Below are 16,874 nucleotides of genomic sequence, written 5' to 3'. Positions count from 1 at the left end.
TAAACATTGCCGCTACGACAAGGTCAACCGTTTCCTTGATCAATGTCCCCGGTCAGTACATCTAGTTGACGGGGCCGGTCCACTTTTCGCCCGGGCCCGATCCGGGAGCGTCAGGAATGGATGATGCCTCCCGGAAGGCCAGCTGAAGCGTCCGCAGCCCGTCACGCAGGCTACGAGCGTGGACATCACTGATCTCGGGAGCTCCAGCGGTGATAAGACCGGCTAGAGCGTTGATGAGCTTTCGCGCCTCGTCGAGATCAATCTGGCTTTCGGCGTTGTCTGCCAGTCCGCATTTGACGGCGGCGGCGCTCATGAGGTGCACTGCCGCGGTCGTGATGATCTCAACGGCGGGCACATCGGCGATATCGCGTGTGGCCTGGTTAAGGGGGTCTTCGTGCTCGTGGGCGAAGTCGCCCGTGTGCTCGGTCGTGTTCACTCGTTTCCTCTGGTAGACTGTTGCGGTCCTTGAGGATTATCCTCAAGACGAAAGAGGAGATTCTCCCACCCGCGATTGACCGATATTAAGGTTACCGGGTTGTTGCACTCCGCCGGGCCCAGATAGGGATCGGTAGCCAGGGTGCGGTGCGAGACGCAGTTCTGCACGTGTGAATCCTCTCTCGTCGTGTTTCGGCGCCGCCGATACACGGATCAGGTAAATGAGATCAGAGGAGTTCCGCATCAGCGATCCCCGTACCAATGACCGTATCCGGGTTCCGGAGGTTCGACTTGTCGGCCCCAGTGGCGAACAGGTCGGAGTCGTCAAGCTCGAGGTGGCACTGCGCTTGGCGCAGGAAGCTGACCTTGATCTCGTCGAGGTCGCCCCGAACTCGAAGCCTCCCGTGGCCAAGATCATGGATTACGGCAAGTTCAAGTACGAGGCTGCGCAGAAGGCCAAGGAGGCCCGGCGCAACCAGGCGAACACGGTCCTCAAGGAGGTCCGCTTCCGCCTCAAGATCGATGCCCACGACTACGAGACCAAGCGCAAGCGCGCAGAGGGCTTCCTCAAGGGTGGCGACAAGGTCAAAGCGATGATCTTGTTCCGCGGCCGCGAGCAGTCCCGCCCGGAGATGGGCGTGCGCCTGCTGCAGAAGTTCGCCGAAGACGTTTCGGAGTTCGGCGCTGTCGAGTCGAACCCGAAGATCGACGGTCGGAACATGGTCATGGTGATTGGCCCCCTGAAGAACAAGTCAGAGGCCAAGGCCGAGGCCAACGCACAACGTGCTGCCAAGAAGGCGGCTAAGCAGGAGGAAAAGAATGCCTAAGCAGAAGACCCACTCTGGGGCGAAGAAGCGCTTCAAGGTGACCGGCAGCGGCAAGATCATGAAGCAGCAGGCTGGCATGCGCCACAACCTCGAGGTGAAGGCGAGTCACCGCAAGCGCCGTCTGAACCAGGACCAGGTGCTTTCGCCGCACGACACCAAGATGGCCAAGAAGCTGCTCGGCCGCTGAGCCGACGTCCCGTTAGGAAGAAATAGAGAATGGCAAGAGTCAAGCGGGCGGTCAACGCCCACAAGAAGCGTCGGGTTATCCTCGAGCGCGCCGAGGGATACCGCGGTCAGCGTTCACGCCTGTACCGTAAGGCCAAAGAGCAGGTCACGCACTCGCTGGTCTACTCGTACCGTGACCGCCGTCAGCGCAAGGGCGACTTCCGTCGTCTCTGGATTCAGCGCATCAACGCCGCGGCTCGCGCGAACGGTCTCACCTACAACCGGTTCGTGCAGGGCCTTGGGCTCGCCGGCGTCGAGGTCGACCGTCGTATGCTCGCGGAGCTCGCGGTCAACGAGCCTGCGGCATTCGCTGCGCTCGTTGAGACGGCGAAGAAGGCTCTTCCGGCTGACACATCGGCTCCGAAGGCTGACGTCGCGTAGAACATTCATAGACAGTGGAGGCGGACACCAGGAGTGTTCGCCTCCACTGCGTTAACTGCCAATACACTGATGGGATGCTGGAAAATCCTCGCGCCGGTCGAGTCAAAGCCATCGCCAAGCTGTCTCGGAGGTCCTATCGTCAGGAGACAGGTCTCTTCCTCCTCGAAGGTCCGCAGGCTGTCTCTGAGGCACTCACGTGGCGACCTGATCTCGTTGTCGAGCTGTACGCGACTCCCACGGCGGCGGAACGCCACCGCGACGTCGTAGAAGCCGCTGATAATGCCGGAATCTCGTGGGAGTTCGCCAGCGAAGATGTGCTCCTGACGATGAGCGACACGGTTACCCCGCAGGGGTTCGCCGCGGTGTGCCGCCAGCACCCAACAGCTGCCAAGGACATCTTCGATTCGTCGCCCAAGCTTGTCGCGATCCTCGAGGAGGTCCGAGACCCGGGCAATCTCGGAACCATCATCCGTGCCGCTGATGCAGCTGGCGCCGATGCTCTTATCCTGACGGGCCGCACAGTCGACCCGTTCAATCCGAAGGTGGTTCGATCCACGACGGGGTCGCTCTTCCACCTCCCGTTCGCGGTCGGCGCGGACCTGGCCTCCATGACTGCGCGAGCGCGTGCAGGAGGTCTCACGGTGCTTGCCGCCGACGTCAAAGGCGAATCTCTGGTCGATGTCCGTCGCGAGGGACTCCTCGCCACTCCGACGGCCTGGGTTTTCGGGAACGAGGCTCGTGGGCTCGATGACGACAAGTTAGCCCTGGCAGACCGTGCCGTGACAGTACCCATCTACGGCCGAGCAGAATCGATGAACTTGGCGACCGCGGCATCCGTCTGCCTGTATGAGTCGGCGTTCGCTCATCACGACCGTGCCTGATCGCTACCTGGTTGCCCATAGGCTACCTTTAGTTACGAATCCGTAACGGGCTCCATTGTCGGGGTCCGTCAGGCCACAAGTCGAATAACGTGAACTCTATGGAATCCAACGATCAGCGGGGATTGTCGGACGGCGACTCTCCCACGGCATTCGAGACGACGAGCAATCCGATCATCGCCGCAAAAGGCGAGCCGCTCGTCGTGGTTGACCACGTTGAGAAGTACTACGGCGACTTCCACGCCCTGAAGGACGTCAACCTCACCGTGAACAAGGGCGAGGTCGTGGTCGTGATCGGCCCCAGCGGCTCTGGAAAATCAACGTTGTGCCGCACGATCAATCGTTTGGAGACCATCAACGCGGGTGAGATCCGAATCGATGGCAAGAAGCTCCCGGAAGAAGGCAAGCGGCTCGCGGAGCTCCGCGCGGATGTCGGGATGGTGTTTCAATCCTTCAACCTGTTCGCGCACAAGACGATCCTCGAGAACGTGACGCTGGGGCCGATGCGTGTGCGGCGGCAGAAGAAGGCGGACGCAGAGAATGCGGCGAAGACACTTCTGAAACGCGTCGGCGTCGAGGCTCAGGCTGCCAAGATGCCGGCGCAGCTCTCCGGCGGGCAGCAGCAGCGTGTCGCCATCGCGCGGGCTCTGGCGATGAAGCCGAAGGTGATGCTCTTCGATGAGCCGACGAGCGCGCTGGATCCGGAGATGATCAACGAGGTGCTCGATGTCATGGTGCAGCTGGCCCACGAAGGTATGACGATGATCGTGGTCACACATGAAATGGGCTTCGCGCGGAAGGCAGCCGATCGCGTGGTCTTCATGGCGGACGGCGAGATCGTTGAAGAGGCGGAACCCGAGGAGTTCTTCACGAACCCACGAACTGACCGCGCAAAGGACTTCCTGTCGAAGCTGCTCACTCATTGAGCCGTAGAGACAGAAGAACGCAGGGGCATCACGCTCCGAGATGAAAGGAAAGCAGATGCGTAAGGGAATCACTCTCCTCGCCGCAGCGGCGGCAGCAGCTCTCGTGCTGTCCGGTTGCGCCGGCGAGGAGCCTGGCGGGGGACCGGGCGGCTCCGGCGACAAAGCTGATACGTCAAAGCTGTACGAGGTCAACGAGAACGTCGACCTCGAGGGCAGCCCCACGTTCGACGCGGCCACGAAAGCCGGCAAGATCAAGATCGGCGTCAAAGAAGACCAGCCAGGCCTTGGATACAAGGACGCGGTGAGCGGCGACCGCACCGGTTTCGACATCGAGATCGCAAAATGGATGGCAGCTTCGCTCGGTTTCTCGGAAGATGAGATCACCTTCGAGGCGATTCCAAGTGCCAACCGTGAGCAGGCGCTCGTGAACGGCGACATCGATATGTACGTCGGAACGTACTCGATCACCGACGAACGCAAAGAGATGATCGACTTCGCCGGCCCCTACGTGATCACGGGTCAAGGCCTTCTGGTGCTGAAGGACAACGAGGACATCAAGAGCGAGGACGACCTCGCGGGCAAGAAGGTGTGCTCGGCAACCGGTTCGACGCCGATCCAGAACATTCGGGACAACTTCCCGAAGGCGAAGCCCGTGGAGTTCGACGTCTACTCTCAGTGCGTCGATGCATTGAAGGACGGCTCCGTGGACGTCGTGACGACGGATCAGCTCATCTTGCTCGGTTACGCCTCGCAGGAGCCAGACGAACTGAAGGTCGTGGGCGAGCCCTTCACGACTGAGAAGTACGGGATCGGCCTGCCCAAGGGCGACGACGCGTTGCGCCACTACCTCAACAAGGTTCTGACCGACGGGTCCGATGTCTGGCAGGGAATCTACGACGCGACGCTCGGCGCTTCAGGAGTCAAGGCGGAGCAGCCGAAGGTCGACGACTACTAAGCCGAAAGCGCGCCGGGCGGCGGGCAATCGCCGCCCGGCCCTGACTTCTTACCCACCTGAGCAGAGGGAGCCCCCGTGGACGTCTTGCTTGACAACCTCGACATCTTCATTCGAGGCTTCAAGACCACGATCGTGCTGTTCCTGTGGTCCGCGCTTTTCTCAACAGCGCTGGGCATCATCGTCGGCACTATGCGCGTCTCACCCGTTCCGATCATGCGCGGCGTGGGCACTGCTTACGTGAACCTGATCCGGAACACTCCGCTGACGCTGCTCTTCTTCTTTTTCGCGTTCGGCTACCCGAAGCTCGATTTGTGGGATATGTCGTACGAGACACTCGCGATCATCGCCCTGAGCATCTACACGGCCACGTACATCGCGGAGGTGCTTCGCTCGGGGTTCAACACGGTGCCAGTCGGGCAGGCAGAAGCCGCGCGCGCGATCGGCCTGTCATTCGTGCCGACAATGACGACAGTGGTGCTCCCGCAGGCTTTCCGCGCGGTGATCCCGCCCTTCATGAGTGTGCTGATCGCACTGTTGAAGAACACGACGGTCGCCGCAGGATTCTCGGTGGCGGAGGCCGGAGCGATCCGCGCATATGCTTCCGAGCGCGGTGAGCCGGCCATGATCGTGCTGCTGTGGGTTGCGCTGTTCTTCGTGATCCTGGTGATGATCCTGGCCTTCATCCAACGCAGGCTCGAAGAACGATGGAGGGTTGCACGATGAGTACGGTTCTGTATGACGCGCCCGGCCCACGAGCGAGGATCCGAAACCGCATCCTCGCCGTGGTCACGATTCTCGTCGTCGCGGCCATCCTAGGATTTGTGATCTTCCGGTTCTTCGTCACGGGTCAGTTCACGGCCGAGAAATGGCAGCTCTTCCGCTACACGGCAGTCTGGCGTGCCATCGGAAATGCGACTCTGACCACGCTCTCCGCGTTCATAGTCGCCGCCGTGGGGAGCCTCGTTCTCGGACTCCTGCTCTCCATCGGGCGTGTCTCTTCTCACGCTTGGCTGCGGTGGCCCGTCACCGTTTTCACGGAGATCTTCCGCGCCATCCCCGTGCTGATTCTGATGATGATGATGTACTACGGTCTGCCACCGCTCGGCTTCGACTTCATCACTCCATACGTCGCGGTTGTCGTCGGTCTGATCCTCTACAACGGCTCCGTGCTCGCCGAGGTATTCCGGTCGGGAATCGAGTCGCTGCCACGCGGGCAGTCCGAAGCAGGCTATGCAATCGGGCTCCGCAAGACCGGTGTGATGTCGATCATTCTCTATCCTCAGGCGATTCGCGCGATGATGCCCGTCATCATCTCCCAGCTGGTCGTGGTGCTCAAAGACACGGCGCTCGGTTTCATCGTCACGTTCCAGGAGCTTCTGTACCTTGCGAAGTTCTACGGAAGCCAGGTGGATTACGGGGCGCCGATCATTCCCTCGACGATCATCTTCGGTTCGATCTACATCGGGCTTTGTCTCATCCTCGCCGGTGTGGCGAAATGGGTCGAGGTACGCACGAAACGGAGCAAGCGTCTGCCGCAGGACCCGGATGCAGTCGACGCTATAGGCGCGGCAGAGACGAAGGCCATCGCTACTCAGGCGAACGACTGACGCGCGGCATCCTCGTCTCCTGAGCACCGGTAGACTTGGGGATCGTGTCTGACACCATGCCAATCTCCGAAGAGGCGGTCACCGCCGCTGTCGCGGCTGCGCGCGCAGCGATCGAGGCCGCAGAAACATCCGACGACCTCAAGAAGGTGCGTTCCGAGCACTTAGGCGAAGCATCTCCGCTCGCGCAGTTGAACGGCCAACTCCGCAACGTCCCGAAAGAGCGCAAAGCAGAGTTCGGCAAGCTGGTCGGCGGCGCGAGGGGACAGATCAATAAGCTCTTCGGGAAGCGCCAGGAGGCCATCACCGCCGTTGAGAAGGCCGAGAGACTGAAGTCCGAAGCGGTCGATGTTACAAGTGTGGCCTCCCGGTACACTCCTGGGGCGAGGCATCCTCTCACTATGCTGCAGGACCGCGTCTCTGACATCTTTGTCGGGATGGGGTGGGAGATCGCAGAGGGGCCCGAGGTCGAGAGCGAGTGGTTCAACTTCGACGCTCTGAATTTCGACGCCGACCACCCAGCGCGCGCAATGCAAGACACCTTCTTCGTCGAGCCTCTCGACTCCCACCTGGTATTGCGCACGCATACCTCACCGGTTCAGGTTCGCTCGCTCCTCGAACGCGAACTGCCGGTATACGTTCTGGCTCCAGGACGTACGTACCGCACCGATGAGATCGATGCTACGCACACTCCCGTTTTCAGCCAGTTCGAAGGGCTCGCAGTCGACAGAGGGCTCACAATGGCGCACCTGCGCGGAACACTCGAGCATTTCGCTCGAACGATGTTCGGGGAGGAAGCCAAGATTCGGCTACGACCGAGCTTCTTCCCGTTCACAGAGCCGAGCGCCGAGCTCGACCTCTGGCACCCGACGTTCACGGGAGGGGCCCGCTGGATCGAATGGGGCGGGTGCGGAATGGTGAATCCGAACGTTCTCCGGGCAGCAGGAATCGACCCCGAGGAGTACAGCGGATTCGCTTTCGGCATGGGCATCGAGCGCACGCTCATGTTCCGCAACGACATTCATGACATGCGCGAGATCGTCGAGGGCGACGTGCGCTTCTCCCAGCAATTCGGAATGGTGGTGTGACAATGCGCGTTCCCTTGAGCTGGCTCGCCGAGTATGTAGAACTGCCCGCGGATACAACGCCGGAGGCTGTGCAGTCGGCCCTGGTGAAGGTCGGACTCGAAGAGGAAGACATCCATCGGTTCGACCTGTCCGGACCAATCGTGGTGGGAGAGGTTCTCGAGTTCGTCGAAGAGCCGCAGAAGAATGGCAAGGTCATCCGGTGGTGCCAGGTTCGAGTAGCGCCCGACGGCGAAACAGCCGCCGATGGCGGTGAATCTGTGCATGGCATCGTGTGCGGGGCGCATAACTTCGCCCCTGGAGACAAGGTTGTTGTGACGCTTCCGGGCGCTGTGCTTCCTGGTCCGTTCCCTATCGCGGCACGGAAGACCTACGGACATCTCTCCGACGGAATGATCGCGTCTGTGCGGGAGCTCGGGCTGGGCGATGATCACGAGGGCATCCTCGTGCTCGCAACACTGGGAATGGACCCTGAGCCGGGCACGGACGCTATCTCTCTGCTCGGCCTTGACGACGAGGCTATCGAGATCAACGTCACGCCTGATCGCGGCTACGCGTTCTCGATCCGCGGCGTCGCCCGTGAGTATGCCCACGCAACCGGGGCGACCTTCACCGACCCTGCCAAGCGCGACGTACCCACGCTTGATGGAACCTTCCCTGTGACCATCGACGATGGTGCTCCGATTCGCGACAGACAGGGATGCTCCGTGTTCACGACGCGAATCGTGCGAGACGTTGACCCTGCACGCCCCACACCCGCATGGATGCGATCGCGACTCACGCTCGCCGGCATCCGCTCTGTGTCGGTTCTTGTGGACATCACGAACTATGTGATGCTCGAGCTCGGGCAGCCGATTCACGGTTACGATCTGGACCGGCTGACCGGGGGAATCACCGTACGGCGCGCGGCCAAGGGCGAGAAGCTCACCACTCTCGATTCCACAGAGCGCGTGCTCCACGCGGAGGATCTGCTCATCACTGACGGCAGCGGGCCGATCGGTCTGGCGGGAGTGATGGGAGGTGCCACGACTGAGATCAGCGACGCTACGACGAATGTTCTCGTGGAAGCAGCCAACTTCGACCCGGTATCGATTGCGCGGACTGCCCGTCGACACAAGCTTCCGAGTGAGGCGTCGAAAAGATTCGAGCGTGGGGTAGACCCGAAGATCACCCAGGCGGCTGTCGATCGCGTCGTCGAACTCATTCAGAAGTACGCCGGGGGCACTCCGACCGACAGCGGTTCGGTCTATGACGAGGCGCCTGAACGGGATCGTATTCTCCTGCCGAGCGGATTCGCTTCCGCTCTCGTGGGCGTCGACTATTCGGATGCCGAGGAGCGGGACGCTCTCGTCGAGATCGGTTGCGAGGTGTCCATCGTGGACGGCGGCCTGAGTGTTTTGCCGCCGAGCTGGCGTCCCGACCTTGTCGGCAAGGCTGACCTGGTGGAGGAGATCGCGCGCATCGTCGGCTATGACCGCATTCCGAGTGTGCTGCCCGTTGCGCCTCCGGGTCAGGGCCTGACACGCGGCCAGCGTTCACGCCGTGCTCTCTCGGACGCTCTCGCAGCGGCCGGAAGCACGGAGGTGCTCGCCTATCCTTTCGTCTCCAAGGCGTCGAACGACCTCTTCGGCAGTCCGCTCGAGGGCCGCGTTCCCGCGATCAAGGTGGCAAATGCGCTCGACGCGACTGTTCCTTACCTCCGTACCTCGCTGATCCCCGGTCTCATCGAGATCGCGCACCGGAATCTCTCCCGTGGTCTCACGAACCTGTCTCTCTTTGAGATGGGACTCGTCTTCACACCGGGAACCAAAGAGCGTCTCGGCTCAGACGAGCTGCCGTCAGGAACCGATCGTCCGAGCGACGAGCAGCTTGACGCGTTGTTCGAGGGGATTCCCGCTCAGCCACGTCATGTTGCAGTTCTCGAACTGGGAAATGTGATCGAGAAGCAGCCTGGCCAGCCTGCGGTCTCAGCCTCGCTGAGCGATGCCCTCGCGCGAGTAGGTCAGATCGGGCTGGCACTCGGAGTTCGAATCGACGCTGTCCAGGGCACACACAAAGCACTGCATCCAGGCCGTACGGCCGAGCTTCGGGTGAACGGACTTCACGTCGGCTTCGCGGGCGAGCTCTTGCCGGACATTGCCGAGGACCACGACCTGCCACGCGTCGTAGCTGTCGCGGAACTCGATATCGATGCGCTCATCGCCTCAGGCGGCGAGGTCGTCGCTACGCACAGCATCCTCACTCAGCCTGCCGCAACCCAAGATCTCTCGCTTCTTGTCGCGCGCGACGTGCCCGCGGGGGACGTGCTGGCAAGCGTGCGGGAAGGAGCGGGCGAGCTTCTCGAAGACATCCGTCTGGTCGATGACTACCGAGGCTCAGGTCTGGGCACGGACGAGAAGAGCCTGACGTTCGCTCTGCGCTTCCGAGCTGCAGATCGGACACTCACTGCCGCTGAGGCATCAGAGGCGAAACTCGCCGGCGCTTCTCGCGCACATGAGCTCTTCGGGGCGGCGATCAGAGACTGAGCAGCGCAAAATTGACACTCCGCGGAGTGGTGAGGCCGCTATGAGCCGCCTCACCATTCCGCGATCGTCTGAGCCGGATGCCGTGATCGACACGTTCACGGACTGGATCGACGAGCAGAGTCTCACCCTGTATGCGTCTCAGGAAGAGTCACTGCTTGAGATCGCGAGCGGCAGCAATCTGATCCTCTCGACCCCGACGGGTACGGGCAAGTCTCTCGTCGCGATCGCTGCGCACCTGCATTCGCTTGCGCGCAGGGAGCGGAGCTTCTACACAGCGCCGATCAAAGCGCTGGTGAGTGAGAAGTTCTTCAGTCTCGTCGACACGTTCGGCGCAGAGAACGTCGGGATGATGACCGGAGACTCGAGCGTCAACCCTGACGCACCGATCATCTGCTGCACAGCGGAGATACTGGCTAACCTGGCTCTTCGACAAGGCCCAGATTCTCAGGTCGATCAGGTCATCATGGACGAGTTCCACTTCTACGGCGACCCAGATCGCGGCTGGGCCTGGCAGGTGCCGCTTCTCACCCTGAATGAGAGCCAGTTCGTGCTGATGTCAGCCACGCTGGGCGACACGGCCGAGCTCGCGAAAGATCTCACACGTCGCACGGGGCGTGAGACTGCACTCGTGACGGGGACGGTCCGACCTGTGCCGCTCACGTTCCACTACGAGACAGCCCCCATTCACGAGACGATCGACGAGCTTCTGCACACGGATCGGGCCCCGGTTTACATCGTGCATTTCTCCCAGGCTCAGGCGATGGAGCGCGCAGGGGCACTGACAAGTCAGAGGGTGGCGTCGAAGGAGCTCAAAGCACGCATCGCGGAGGCGATAGGCGACTTTCGGTTCACCACCGCCTTCGGCAAGACGCTCTCTCGACTGCTGCGAGCTGGAATCGGCGTGCATCACGCAGGAATGCTTCCCAAGTATCGCCGCCTTGTGGAGCAACTGGCGCAGCAGGGGCTGCTCCCGGTCATCTGCGGTACCGATACGCTCGGCGTCGGTATCAACGTGCCGATCAGGACAGTGCTCTTGACTGCCCTCACGAAGTTCGATGGCACGCGCATGAGACAGCTCAACGCTCGTGAATTCCATCAGATCGCTGGGCGCGCCGGCCGCGCGGGTTTCGACGCCGCAGGAACAGTCGTCGCACAGGCGCCCGAGCACGAGACCCAGAACATCAAAGCTCTCGAGAAAGCGGGCGACGACCCCAAGAAGCGCCGAAAGATCATTCGGAAGAAGGCGCCGGAAGGGTTTGTCTCGTGGGGTCGCGGATCTTTTGATCGTCTGATCAGCGCGGAGCCAGAGCCGTTGGTCAGCCACATGCAGATAACGAGCGCGATGCTGATCAACGTCATCGCACGGGGCGGAGACGTCTTCTCAACCGTGCGCCAGCTCATCTACGACAACCACGAGCCGTCCTCTCGTCAGCATGATCTTGCGCGACGGGCCCTCGGAATCTTCCGCACGCTCAGGGACGCAGGCATCGTCGAGTCAGGGGAATCAGGGATCAGGCTCACCGTTGACCTTCCTGCCAACTTCGCGCTGAATCAGCCGCTGTCGCCATTCGCCCTTGCGGCTTTCGAACTGCTGGATCCAGAGTCGCCGAGGTATGCGCTCGACATGATCTCCGTCATTGAGTCAACTCTCGACGACCCGCGGGCGGTGCTGAACCAGCAGGAGTTTCTTGCGCGCGGCGAGGCCGTTGCCGAGATGAAGCGAGATGGCATCGAATACGACGAGCGCATGGAACGTCTTGAGCAGATCACATGGCCCAAGCCGCTCGATGAACTGCTGGGCCAAGCGTTCGAAACTTTCCGCGCGTCCCAGCCCTGGGTGGCCGACTTCGAACTGTCGCCGAAATCGGTCGTCCGAGACATGTACGAGCGTGCGATGACGTTCGCAGACTTCGTTCGTCACTATCAGCTGGGGCGTTCCGAGGGGGTAGTGCTTCGATATCTGAGCGATGCGTTTCGAACGTCACGACAGATGATTCCAGACTCCGCTCGCTCGGATGAGCTCACTGACATCATCGAGTGGCTCGGTGCGCTGGTCCGGCAGGTCGACTCGAGTCTCCTCGATGAATGGGAGGAGATGACACACCCGGATGCTGCGAAGCACGCCGTGTCTCAGGATTTCCCTTTTCCGGCGTCTCGCGGGATCTCTGCGCAAGTCCGTGCCTTCCGCGTGCTCGTGCGTAACGAGATGTTCCGCCGCGTGCAGCTCGCCGCTCGCGAAGATTACGAGGCGCTCGGACAGCTCGACGGCGCCTGCGGCTTCGACGAGGATCGCTGGGCGTCCAGCATCGGACCGTATTTCGACGAGCACGACGAGATCCTGACGGGTGCGGAGGCACGCGGACCCCTCCTTTTCTCGGTCGAGGCAGACGGCCGGACATGGCGTGTCAGACAGACAATCGATGATCCCGCGGGTCATCACGATTGGGCAATTTTCGCCTCCGTGGATCTCGAGGCATCAGACGAGGCCGAGGCGCCGGTCATCGCGATCACTGAGATCGGGAGGATGTGACTTCGATTGGCGCACACGGGGCACAGCACGGTATTGTCGACCCATGCTCGACGCTACACGCCATCTCGCCGTTTCCTCGGCGCTGCGTGGTCTGCGTCGACGTCGTGTCACCGGGCGAACCTCGGCGACGCTTGCCGTGCTGCTGTGAAGCGGGCACGAGTGGGCGCCGCCGCCTCGAAAGCAATCCGCCCACTCAATAAGGTAGAAGCATGACATTCTCGGTCGCTGTCGCTGGCGCATCTGGATACGCCGGTGGAGAACTTCTTCGGATCCTCGCAGAGCATCCACATTTCGACATCACGACGGTCACCGCGCACTCCAACGCGGGTGCTCCGCTGATCTTGCTCCAGCCGCATCTTCGTTCGCTCCGTCACTTGACGCTAGGTGACACGACGCCGGAGACTCTCGCGGGCCACGACGTCGTCTTTGTGGCGCTGCCGCACGGCAAATCGGGCGAACTCACGGAACACCTCGATGACAATACGCTCGTCATCGATTGCGGAGCCGATCATCGTCTCGCCGATGAGGCCGCCTGGGATGCGTTCTACGGTGGCGACTACCACGGAGCGTGGGAATACGGAGTCCCCGAGCTCATCGTCGGCGACAGCCGGCAGCGAGAGGCGCTGCGTGGAGCACGACGTATCGCGGCTCCGGGGTGCAACGCGAGCACGGTCGAGCTCTCCCTCGCTCCCGGCGTCGCAGCGGGCGTCATCGAGTCCACGGATATCGTCTCCGTGCTCGCTGTCGGTCCATCGGGCGCCGGCAAGAGTCTCAAACCGCACCTGCTCGGAAGCGAACTCATGGGGACGGCAAACCCCTACGCTGTCGGCGGAACGCATCGACACATCCCGGAAATCGCGCAGGGCCTGCGCTGGGCGGGTGCCGACGATGTGTCGCTCTCCTTCACGCCTGTACTCGTGCCTATGGCGCGCGGCATACTCGCCACGTCAACAGCTCGCCTAACCCCCGGTACGAGTGCCTCATCTGTACGAGAGGCATGGGAAGCTGCTTACGAAGATGAGACCTTCGTGCAGGTGCTTCCGGAGGGTGTGATGCCTCGGACGGCGGACGTGCTCGGTGCGAATACAGCGCTCATGGGTCTCGCTGTGGATGAAGCCGCGGGACGTGTCGTCGTCGTGGCCGCTGTCGACAACCTGGCCAAGGGAACCGCGGGGGCCGCGATTCAGTCGGCGAACATCGCATTAGGACTGCCCGAGTCAACGGGCCTGACTGTGAACGGAGTTGCCCCGTGAGCGTAACCTCACCTCAGGGATTCACCGCTGCCGGAGTGCCGGCCGGTCTCAAAGAGACGGGCGCGCGAGACCTCGCTCTGATCGTCAACACCGGTCCCCGTCAGGCTGCGGCCGCAGTGTTCACGAGCAACAGAGCTGTCGCGAACCCAATCCTGTGGTCACGCCAAGCGGTCGCTGACGGCATAGTCTCGGCGATTGTCCTCAACTCAGGCGGAGCGAATTGCTTCACAGGCGAGCAGGGGTTCCAAACAGCACACGCGACGGCTGAAGCCGCGGCCTCCGCTCTTGGAGTGTCCGCGGGGGACGTTCTCGTCTGCTCAACCGGTCTCATTGGGGACCAGCTCGACCGCGCACGCGTCGAATCAGGGGTCAAGGATGCCGCTGACGCGCTCTCCTCGGACGGAGGAGTCCATGCGGCTGAGGCGATCATGACGACGGACACCCACGCGAAGACCGCGACACGAAGCGGAGCAGGCTTCACAATCGGCGGCATCGCGAAGGGGGCGGGTATGCTCGCGCCGGGGCTGGCGACCATGCTCGTCGTGATCACAACAGACGCAGACCTCGATGCTCGTGCCTTGGATCGTACACTCCGCGCGGCCACACGAGTGACGTTCGATCGTCTGGACTCTGACGGCTGTATGTCGACGAACGATCAGGTGACGCTCCTCGCGTCCGGAGCTTCCGGCATCGTTCCCGATGAGCAGGAGTTCACCGCCGTGCTCACGGAGCTGTGCGCCGATCTTGCGCGTCAGCTGCAGTCCGACGCGGAGGGCGCGAGTCACGACATCACCATTACGGTGAGCGGGGCCCGGTCGCAGGAGGACGCCCTCGAGGTCGCTCGCTCCGTGGCGCGCAATAACCTCTTCAAAACGGCGATTTTCGGCAATGACCCGAACTGGGGGAGAGTACTCGCCGCGATCGGCACGACGTCGGCCGAGTTCGATCCGTTCGATGTCGACGTCACGATGAACGGCGTGCGCGTCTGCCACGCTGGCGGCCCCGATCAGCCTCGTGAACTCGTCGACCTTGAGCCTCGAGAGTGCACGGTCGACATCGACCTGCGTGTCGGGTCCGAATCGGCGTTCATCATGACGAACGACCTGACCCACGATTACGTTCACGAGAACAGCGCGTACTCGAGCTGACCGCCATGACTCAACACACAACTCAGCTCTCACGGGACGTGGCGCAGGAGCGCGCCGCCGCTCTCATCGAGACGCTGCCGTGGCTGATGCGATATCGCGGTGCGATCGTCGTGGTCAAATTCGGCGGCAACGCGATGGTATCCGACGACCTCAAAAAGGCTTTCGCGGAAGACATCGTCTACCTCCATCACGTGGGGCTGCATCCCGTCGTCGTTCACGGGGGCGGTCCGCAGATCTCGCGTGCGCTCGGCGCGGCGGGAATCACGAGCGAATTTCGCGGTGGTTACCGCGTGACCACCCCTGAGGCGATGCAGGTCGTACGCGACGTGCTTCGCAACGAGGTCAACTCAGAGCTCGTCGACCTCCTCAACGCACACGGCGACCTCGCGGTCGGGCTCTCGGGAGAAGACGCCAATCTCTTCACCGGGCGGCGCCGTGGCGCAGTTGTCGACGGGGTCGAGGTCGATCTCGGTCGCGTCGGAGACATCGTTCATGTCGATCCGACGGTCGTGCACAGTGCGATCGAGGCGGGAAGGATTCCCGTCGTCTCCTCGATCGCGCCGGAGGATGGAGATCTGGCGCGCCCGTTGAACGTCAACGCGGATGCGGCGGCAGGCGCATTGGCCGCGGGGCTGACGGCCAGCAAGCTGATTGTCCTGACCGACGTCGCCGGGCTCTACAGCGACTGGCCGGATACGAGTTCACTAGTGACGAGCATCTCCGCGGCCGAGCTGGCGGAGCTGATGCCGCGTCTGGAATCAGGCATGATTCCGAAGATGACGGCCTGTCTTGAAGCGGTGGAGGGCGGCGTCTCATCCGCATCCATCATCGATGGTCGGGTTCACCACTCGATTCTCTTGGAGCTTTTCACCGGTCCGGGAGTCGGAACTGAAGTGACGAAGGAGAAGTCATGACCTCGTGGAGAGATCGCGTCGAGCGCGATATGGTCCATGCGTTCGGGCCATCGCAGGGCCTTCTGGTCCGCGGCGAGGGCGCATACGTCGAAGATGTCGAGGGCAAGCGTTATCTCGACTTCCTGGCGGGCATTGCGGTCAACGTGCTCGGTCACGCGCATCCCGTCTTGGCCGACGCGATCGCACAGCAGGCGAAGACGCTCATCCATGTCTCGAACTTCTTCTCGACCCCTCCTCAGCTCGAGCTCGCTGCTCGCCTGAAGCGGTTGACAGGGGCAGGGGAGACCGGTCGTGTTTTCTTCGCAAACTCGGGAACCGAGGCCAACGAAGGCGCGTTCAAGCTGGCCCGCTTGAACCGGGGTGAGGACGGGCGTCGCACGCGCGTGCTCTCCATGAAGAACTCCTTCCATGGCCGGACGATGGGGGCACTTGCGCTGACGGGGAAGCCCGCGATGCACACTGATTTTGAACCGCTGCCCGGAGGTGTCGAGTACATCGACACCACGATCGAGGCGTTAGAGGAGGCGTTCGACGAGACGGTCGCAGCCGTGATCCTCGAACCGATCAAGGGTGAAGCGGGCGTTCTCGAGGTTCCGGACGCTTTCCTTCAGCGAGCACGCGCGCTCACGTCCAAGACCGGAGCGCTCCTGATGATCGACGAGATCCAGACCGGTGTTGGTCGAACTGGCGGCTGGTTCGGGTATCAGCGTTCGGGGATAGTGCCCGACGTCGTAACCGTTGCTAAGGGGATCGCCGGCGGCGTCCCGATGGGCGCTGTGGTGACGTTGGGCGCGGCGAGCGAACTCATCCATCCGGGGCAGCACGGTACGACGTTTGGAGGCAATCCTCTCGCGACCGCGACGGCGAACGCGGTTCTCGGTGAGATCGAGACTGCTGGGCTCGTAGAGAATGCTGCGCGCCGCGGTGACGAGCTCGTCTCGATGATCGCCGGGTGGAAGCATCCGCTCGTCACCGGAGTGCGGGGCCGAGGTCTTCTTCTGGGCATCAGCCTGGGGGCCCCTGTCGCCAAGAAGCTGCACGGCGAAGCACTCGAGCGCGGACTCATCGTCAACGCCCCCAACGACGAGACGATACGACTTGCCCCACCGCTCATCATCGGTGAGGCAGAACTCTCCGACTTCGAAGCACGTTTCACGGCCGCGCTGTCAGCCGTGAGCCATTGACCAC

16 protein-coding genes are annotated in these 16,874 nt (G+C 62.3%); 15 read left to right on the top strand and 1 reads right to left on the bottom strand.

Annotated features, from left to right (window positions below):
- Positions 1–61: 61 nt before the first annotated feature.
- Positions 62–436, bottom strand: coding sequence for a DUF1844 domain-containing protein (locus tag ACSAGD_RS07905; protein WP_437582172.1), 375 nt, complete (start codon positions 434–436; stop codon positions 62–64).
- A gap of 220 nt (positions 437–656) precedes the next feature.
- On the opposite strand from ACSAGD_RS07905, the gene infC reads away from it, so the two are divergent.
- The 15 genes from infC to ACSAGD_RS07830 all read left to right on the top strand — a co-directional run bounded on the left by infC (position 657) and on the right by ACSAGD_RS07830 (position 16,870).
- On the top strand, positions 657–1,262 hold the full coding sequence (gene infC / locus ACSAGD_RS07900; RefSeq protein ID WP_437582171.1) for a translation initiation factor IF-3: 606 nt from the start codon (positions 657–659) through the stop codon (positions 1,260–1,262).
- Positions 1,255–1,449, top strand: a complete 195-nt coding sequence (rpmI, locus tag ACSAGD_RS07895; RefSeq protein ID WP_437582170.1) for a 50S ribosomal protein L35 — start codon at positions 1,255–1,257, stop codon at positions 1,447–1,449. The genes infC and rpmI overlap by 8 nt, the downstream gene beginning before the upstream one ends.
- A gap of 29 nt (positions 1,450–1,478) precedes the next feature.
- On the top strand, positions 1,479–1,868 hold the full coding sequence (gene rplT / locus ACSAGD_RS07890; protein ID WP_437582169.1) for a 50S ribosomal protein L20: 390 nt from the start codon (positions 1,479–1,481) through the stop codon (positions 1,866–1,868).
- 74 nt (positions 1,869–1,942) lie between these two features.
- Entirely contained in the window at positions 1,943–2,749 is an 807-nt protein-coding gene (locus ACSAGD_RS07885; protein ID WP_437582168.1) for a TrmH family RNA methyltransferase, read from the top strand.
- A 98-nt stretch (positions 2,750–2,847) separates the two neighbouring features.
- Positions 2,848–3,672: an amino acid ABC transporter ATP-binding protein gene (locus tag ACSAGD_RS07880; RefSeq protein ID WP_437582166.1), complete on the top strand. Its 825-nt coding sequence runs from the start codon at positions 2,848–2,850 to the stop codon at positions 3,670–3,672.
- 55 nt (positions 3,673–3,727) lie between these two features.
- Positions 3,728–4,627, top strand: a complete 900-nt coding sequence (locus ACSAGD_RS07875) for a glutamate ABC transporter substrate-binding protein (protein ID WP_437582165.1) — start codon at positions 3,728–3,730, stop codon at positions 4,625–4,627.
- A gap of 75 nt (positions 4,628–4,702) precedes the next feature.
- Positions 4,703–5,350: an amino acid ABC transporter permease gene (locus ACSAGD_RS07870; RefSeq protein WP_437582164.1), complete on the top strand. Its 648-nt coding sequence runs from the start codon at positions 4,703–4,705 to the stop codon at positions 5,348–5,350.
- Positions 5,347–6,234, top strand: coding sequence for an amino acid ABC transporter permease (locus ACSAGD_RS07865; RefSeq protein WP_437582163.1), 888 nt, complete (start codon positions 5,347–5,349; stop codon positions 6,232–6,234). Before ACSAGD_RS07870 ends, ACSAGD_RS07865 begins: the two co-directional genes overlap by 4 nt.
- Positions 6,235–6,278: 44 nt before the next feature.
- Positions 6,279–7,319, top strand: coding sequence for a phenylalanine--tRNA ligase subunit alpha (gene pheS, locus ACSAGD_RS07860; RefSeq protein WP_437582162.1), 1,041 nt, complete (start codon positions 6,279–6,281; stop codon positions 7,317–7,319).
- A gap of 2 nt (positions 7,320–7,321) precedes the next feature.
- Positions 7,322–9,841: a phenylalanine--tRNA ligase subunit beta gene (pheT, locus tag ACSAGD_RS07855; protein ID WP_437582161.1), complete on the top strand. Its 2,520-nt coding sequence runs from the start codon at positions 7,322–7,324 to the stop codon at positions 9,839–9,841.
- A gap of 40 nt (positions 9,842–9,881) precedes the next feature.
- Positions 9,882–12,371, top strand: coding sequence for a DEAD/DEAH box helicase (locus tag ACSAGD_RS07850; protein WP_437582160.1), 2,490 nt, complete (start codon positions 9,882–9,884; stop codon positions 12,369–12,371).
- Between the two features lie 209 nt (positions 12,372–12,580).
- On the top strand, positions 12,581–13,624 hold the full coding sequence (gene argC, locus ACSAGD_RS07845; protein WP_437582159.1) for an N-acetyl-gamma-glutamyl-phosphate reductase: 1,044 nt from the start codon (positions 12,581–12,583) through the stop codon (positions 13,622–13,624).
- Positions 13,621–14,772, top strand: a complete 1,152-nt coding sequence (argJ, locus tag ACSAGD_RS07840) for a bifunctional glutamate N-acetyltransferase/amino-acid acetyltransferase ArgJ (RefSeq protein ID WP_437582158.1) — start codon at positions 13,621–13,623, stop codon at positions 14,770–14,772. The genes argC and argJ overlap by 4 nt, the downstream gene beginning before the upstream one ends.
- A complete protein-coding gene (gene argB, locus ACSAGD_RS07835; protein ID WP_437585143.1) occupies positions 14,769–15,686 on the top strand; it encodes an acetylglutamate kinase in 918 nt (305 codons plus the stop codon). Before argJ ends, argB begins: the two co-directional genes overlap by 4 nt.
- The gene (locus ACSAGD_RS07830) at positions 15,683–16,870 is read left to right on the top strand and encodes an acetylornithine transaminase (protein ID WP_437582156.1); all 1,188 of its coding nucleotides are present in this window, start codon (positions 15,683–15,685) and stop codon (positions 16,868–16,870) included. Before argB ends, ACSAGD_RS07830 begins: the two co-directional genes overlap by 4 nt.
- The last annotated feature ends 4 nt before the right edge of the window (positions 16,871–16,874 follow it).

The organism is Paramicrobacterium salitolerans, from assembly GCF_051513965.1.
Classification (GTDB): domain Bacteria; phylum Actinomycetota; class Actinomycetes; order Actinomycetales; family Microbacteriaceae; genus Paramicrobacterium.
The sequence above is the reverse complement of the archived record's forward strand: the minus strand, read 5'-3'. Positions and strand labels throughout refer to the sequence as shown.

Excerpts from the sequence above, each read along its gene's own strand:
- argC (WP_437582159.1), top strand. The coding sequence starts at position 12,581 with ATGACATTCTCGGTCGCTGTCGCTGGCGCATCTGGATACGCCGGTGGA.
- infC (WP_437582171.1), top strand. The coding sequence starts at position 657 with ATGAGATCAGAGGAGTTCCGCATCAGCGATCCCCGTACCAATGACCGT.
- ACSAGD_RS07850 (WP_437582160.1), top strand. The coding sequence starts at position 9,882 with ATGAGCCGCCTCACCATTCCGCGATCGTCTGAGCCGGATGCCGTGATC.
- rpmI (WP_437582170.1), top strand. The coding sequence starts at position 1,255 with ATGCCTAAGCAGAAGACCCACTCTGGGGCGAAGAAGCGCTTCAAGGTG.
- ACSAGD_RS07875 (WP_437582165.1), top strand. The coding sequence starts at position 3,728 with ATGCGTAAGGGAATCACTCTCCTCGCCGCAGCGGCGGCAGCAGCTCTC.
- ACSAGD_RS07830 (WP_437582156.1), top strand. The coding sequence starts at position 15,683 with ATGACCTCGTGGAGAGATCGCGTCGAGCGCGATATGGTCCATGCGTTC.
- ACSAGD_RS07885 (WP_437582168.1), top strand. The coding sequence starts at position 1,943 with ATGCTGGAAAATCCTCGCGCCGGTCGAGTCAAAGCCATCGCCAAGCTG.
- ACSAGD_RS07880 (WP_437582166.1), top strand. The coding sequence starts at position 2,848 with ATGGAATCCAACGATCAGCGGGGATTGTCGGACGGCGACTCTCCCACG.
- pheT (WP_437582161.1), top strand. The coding sequence starts at position 7,322 with ATGCGCGTTCCCTTGAGCTGGCTCGCCGAGTATGTAGAACTGCCCGCG.
- ACSAGD_RS07865 (WP_437582163.1), top strand. The coding sequence starts at position 5,347 with ATGAGTACGGTTCTGTATGACGCGCCCGGCCCACGAGCGAGGATCCGA.
- rplT (WP_437582169.1), top strand. The coding sequence starts at position 1,479 with ATGGCAAGAGTCAAGCGGGCGGTCAACGCCCACAAGAAGCGTCGGGTT.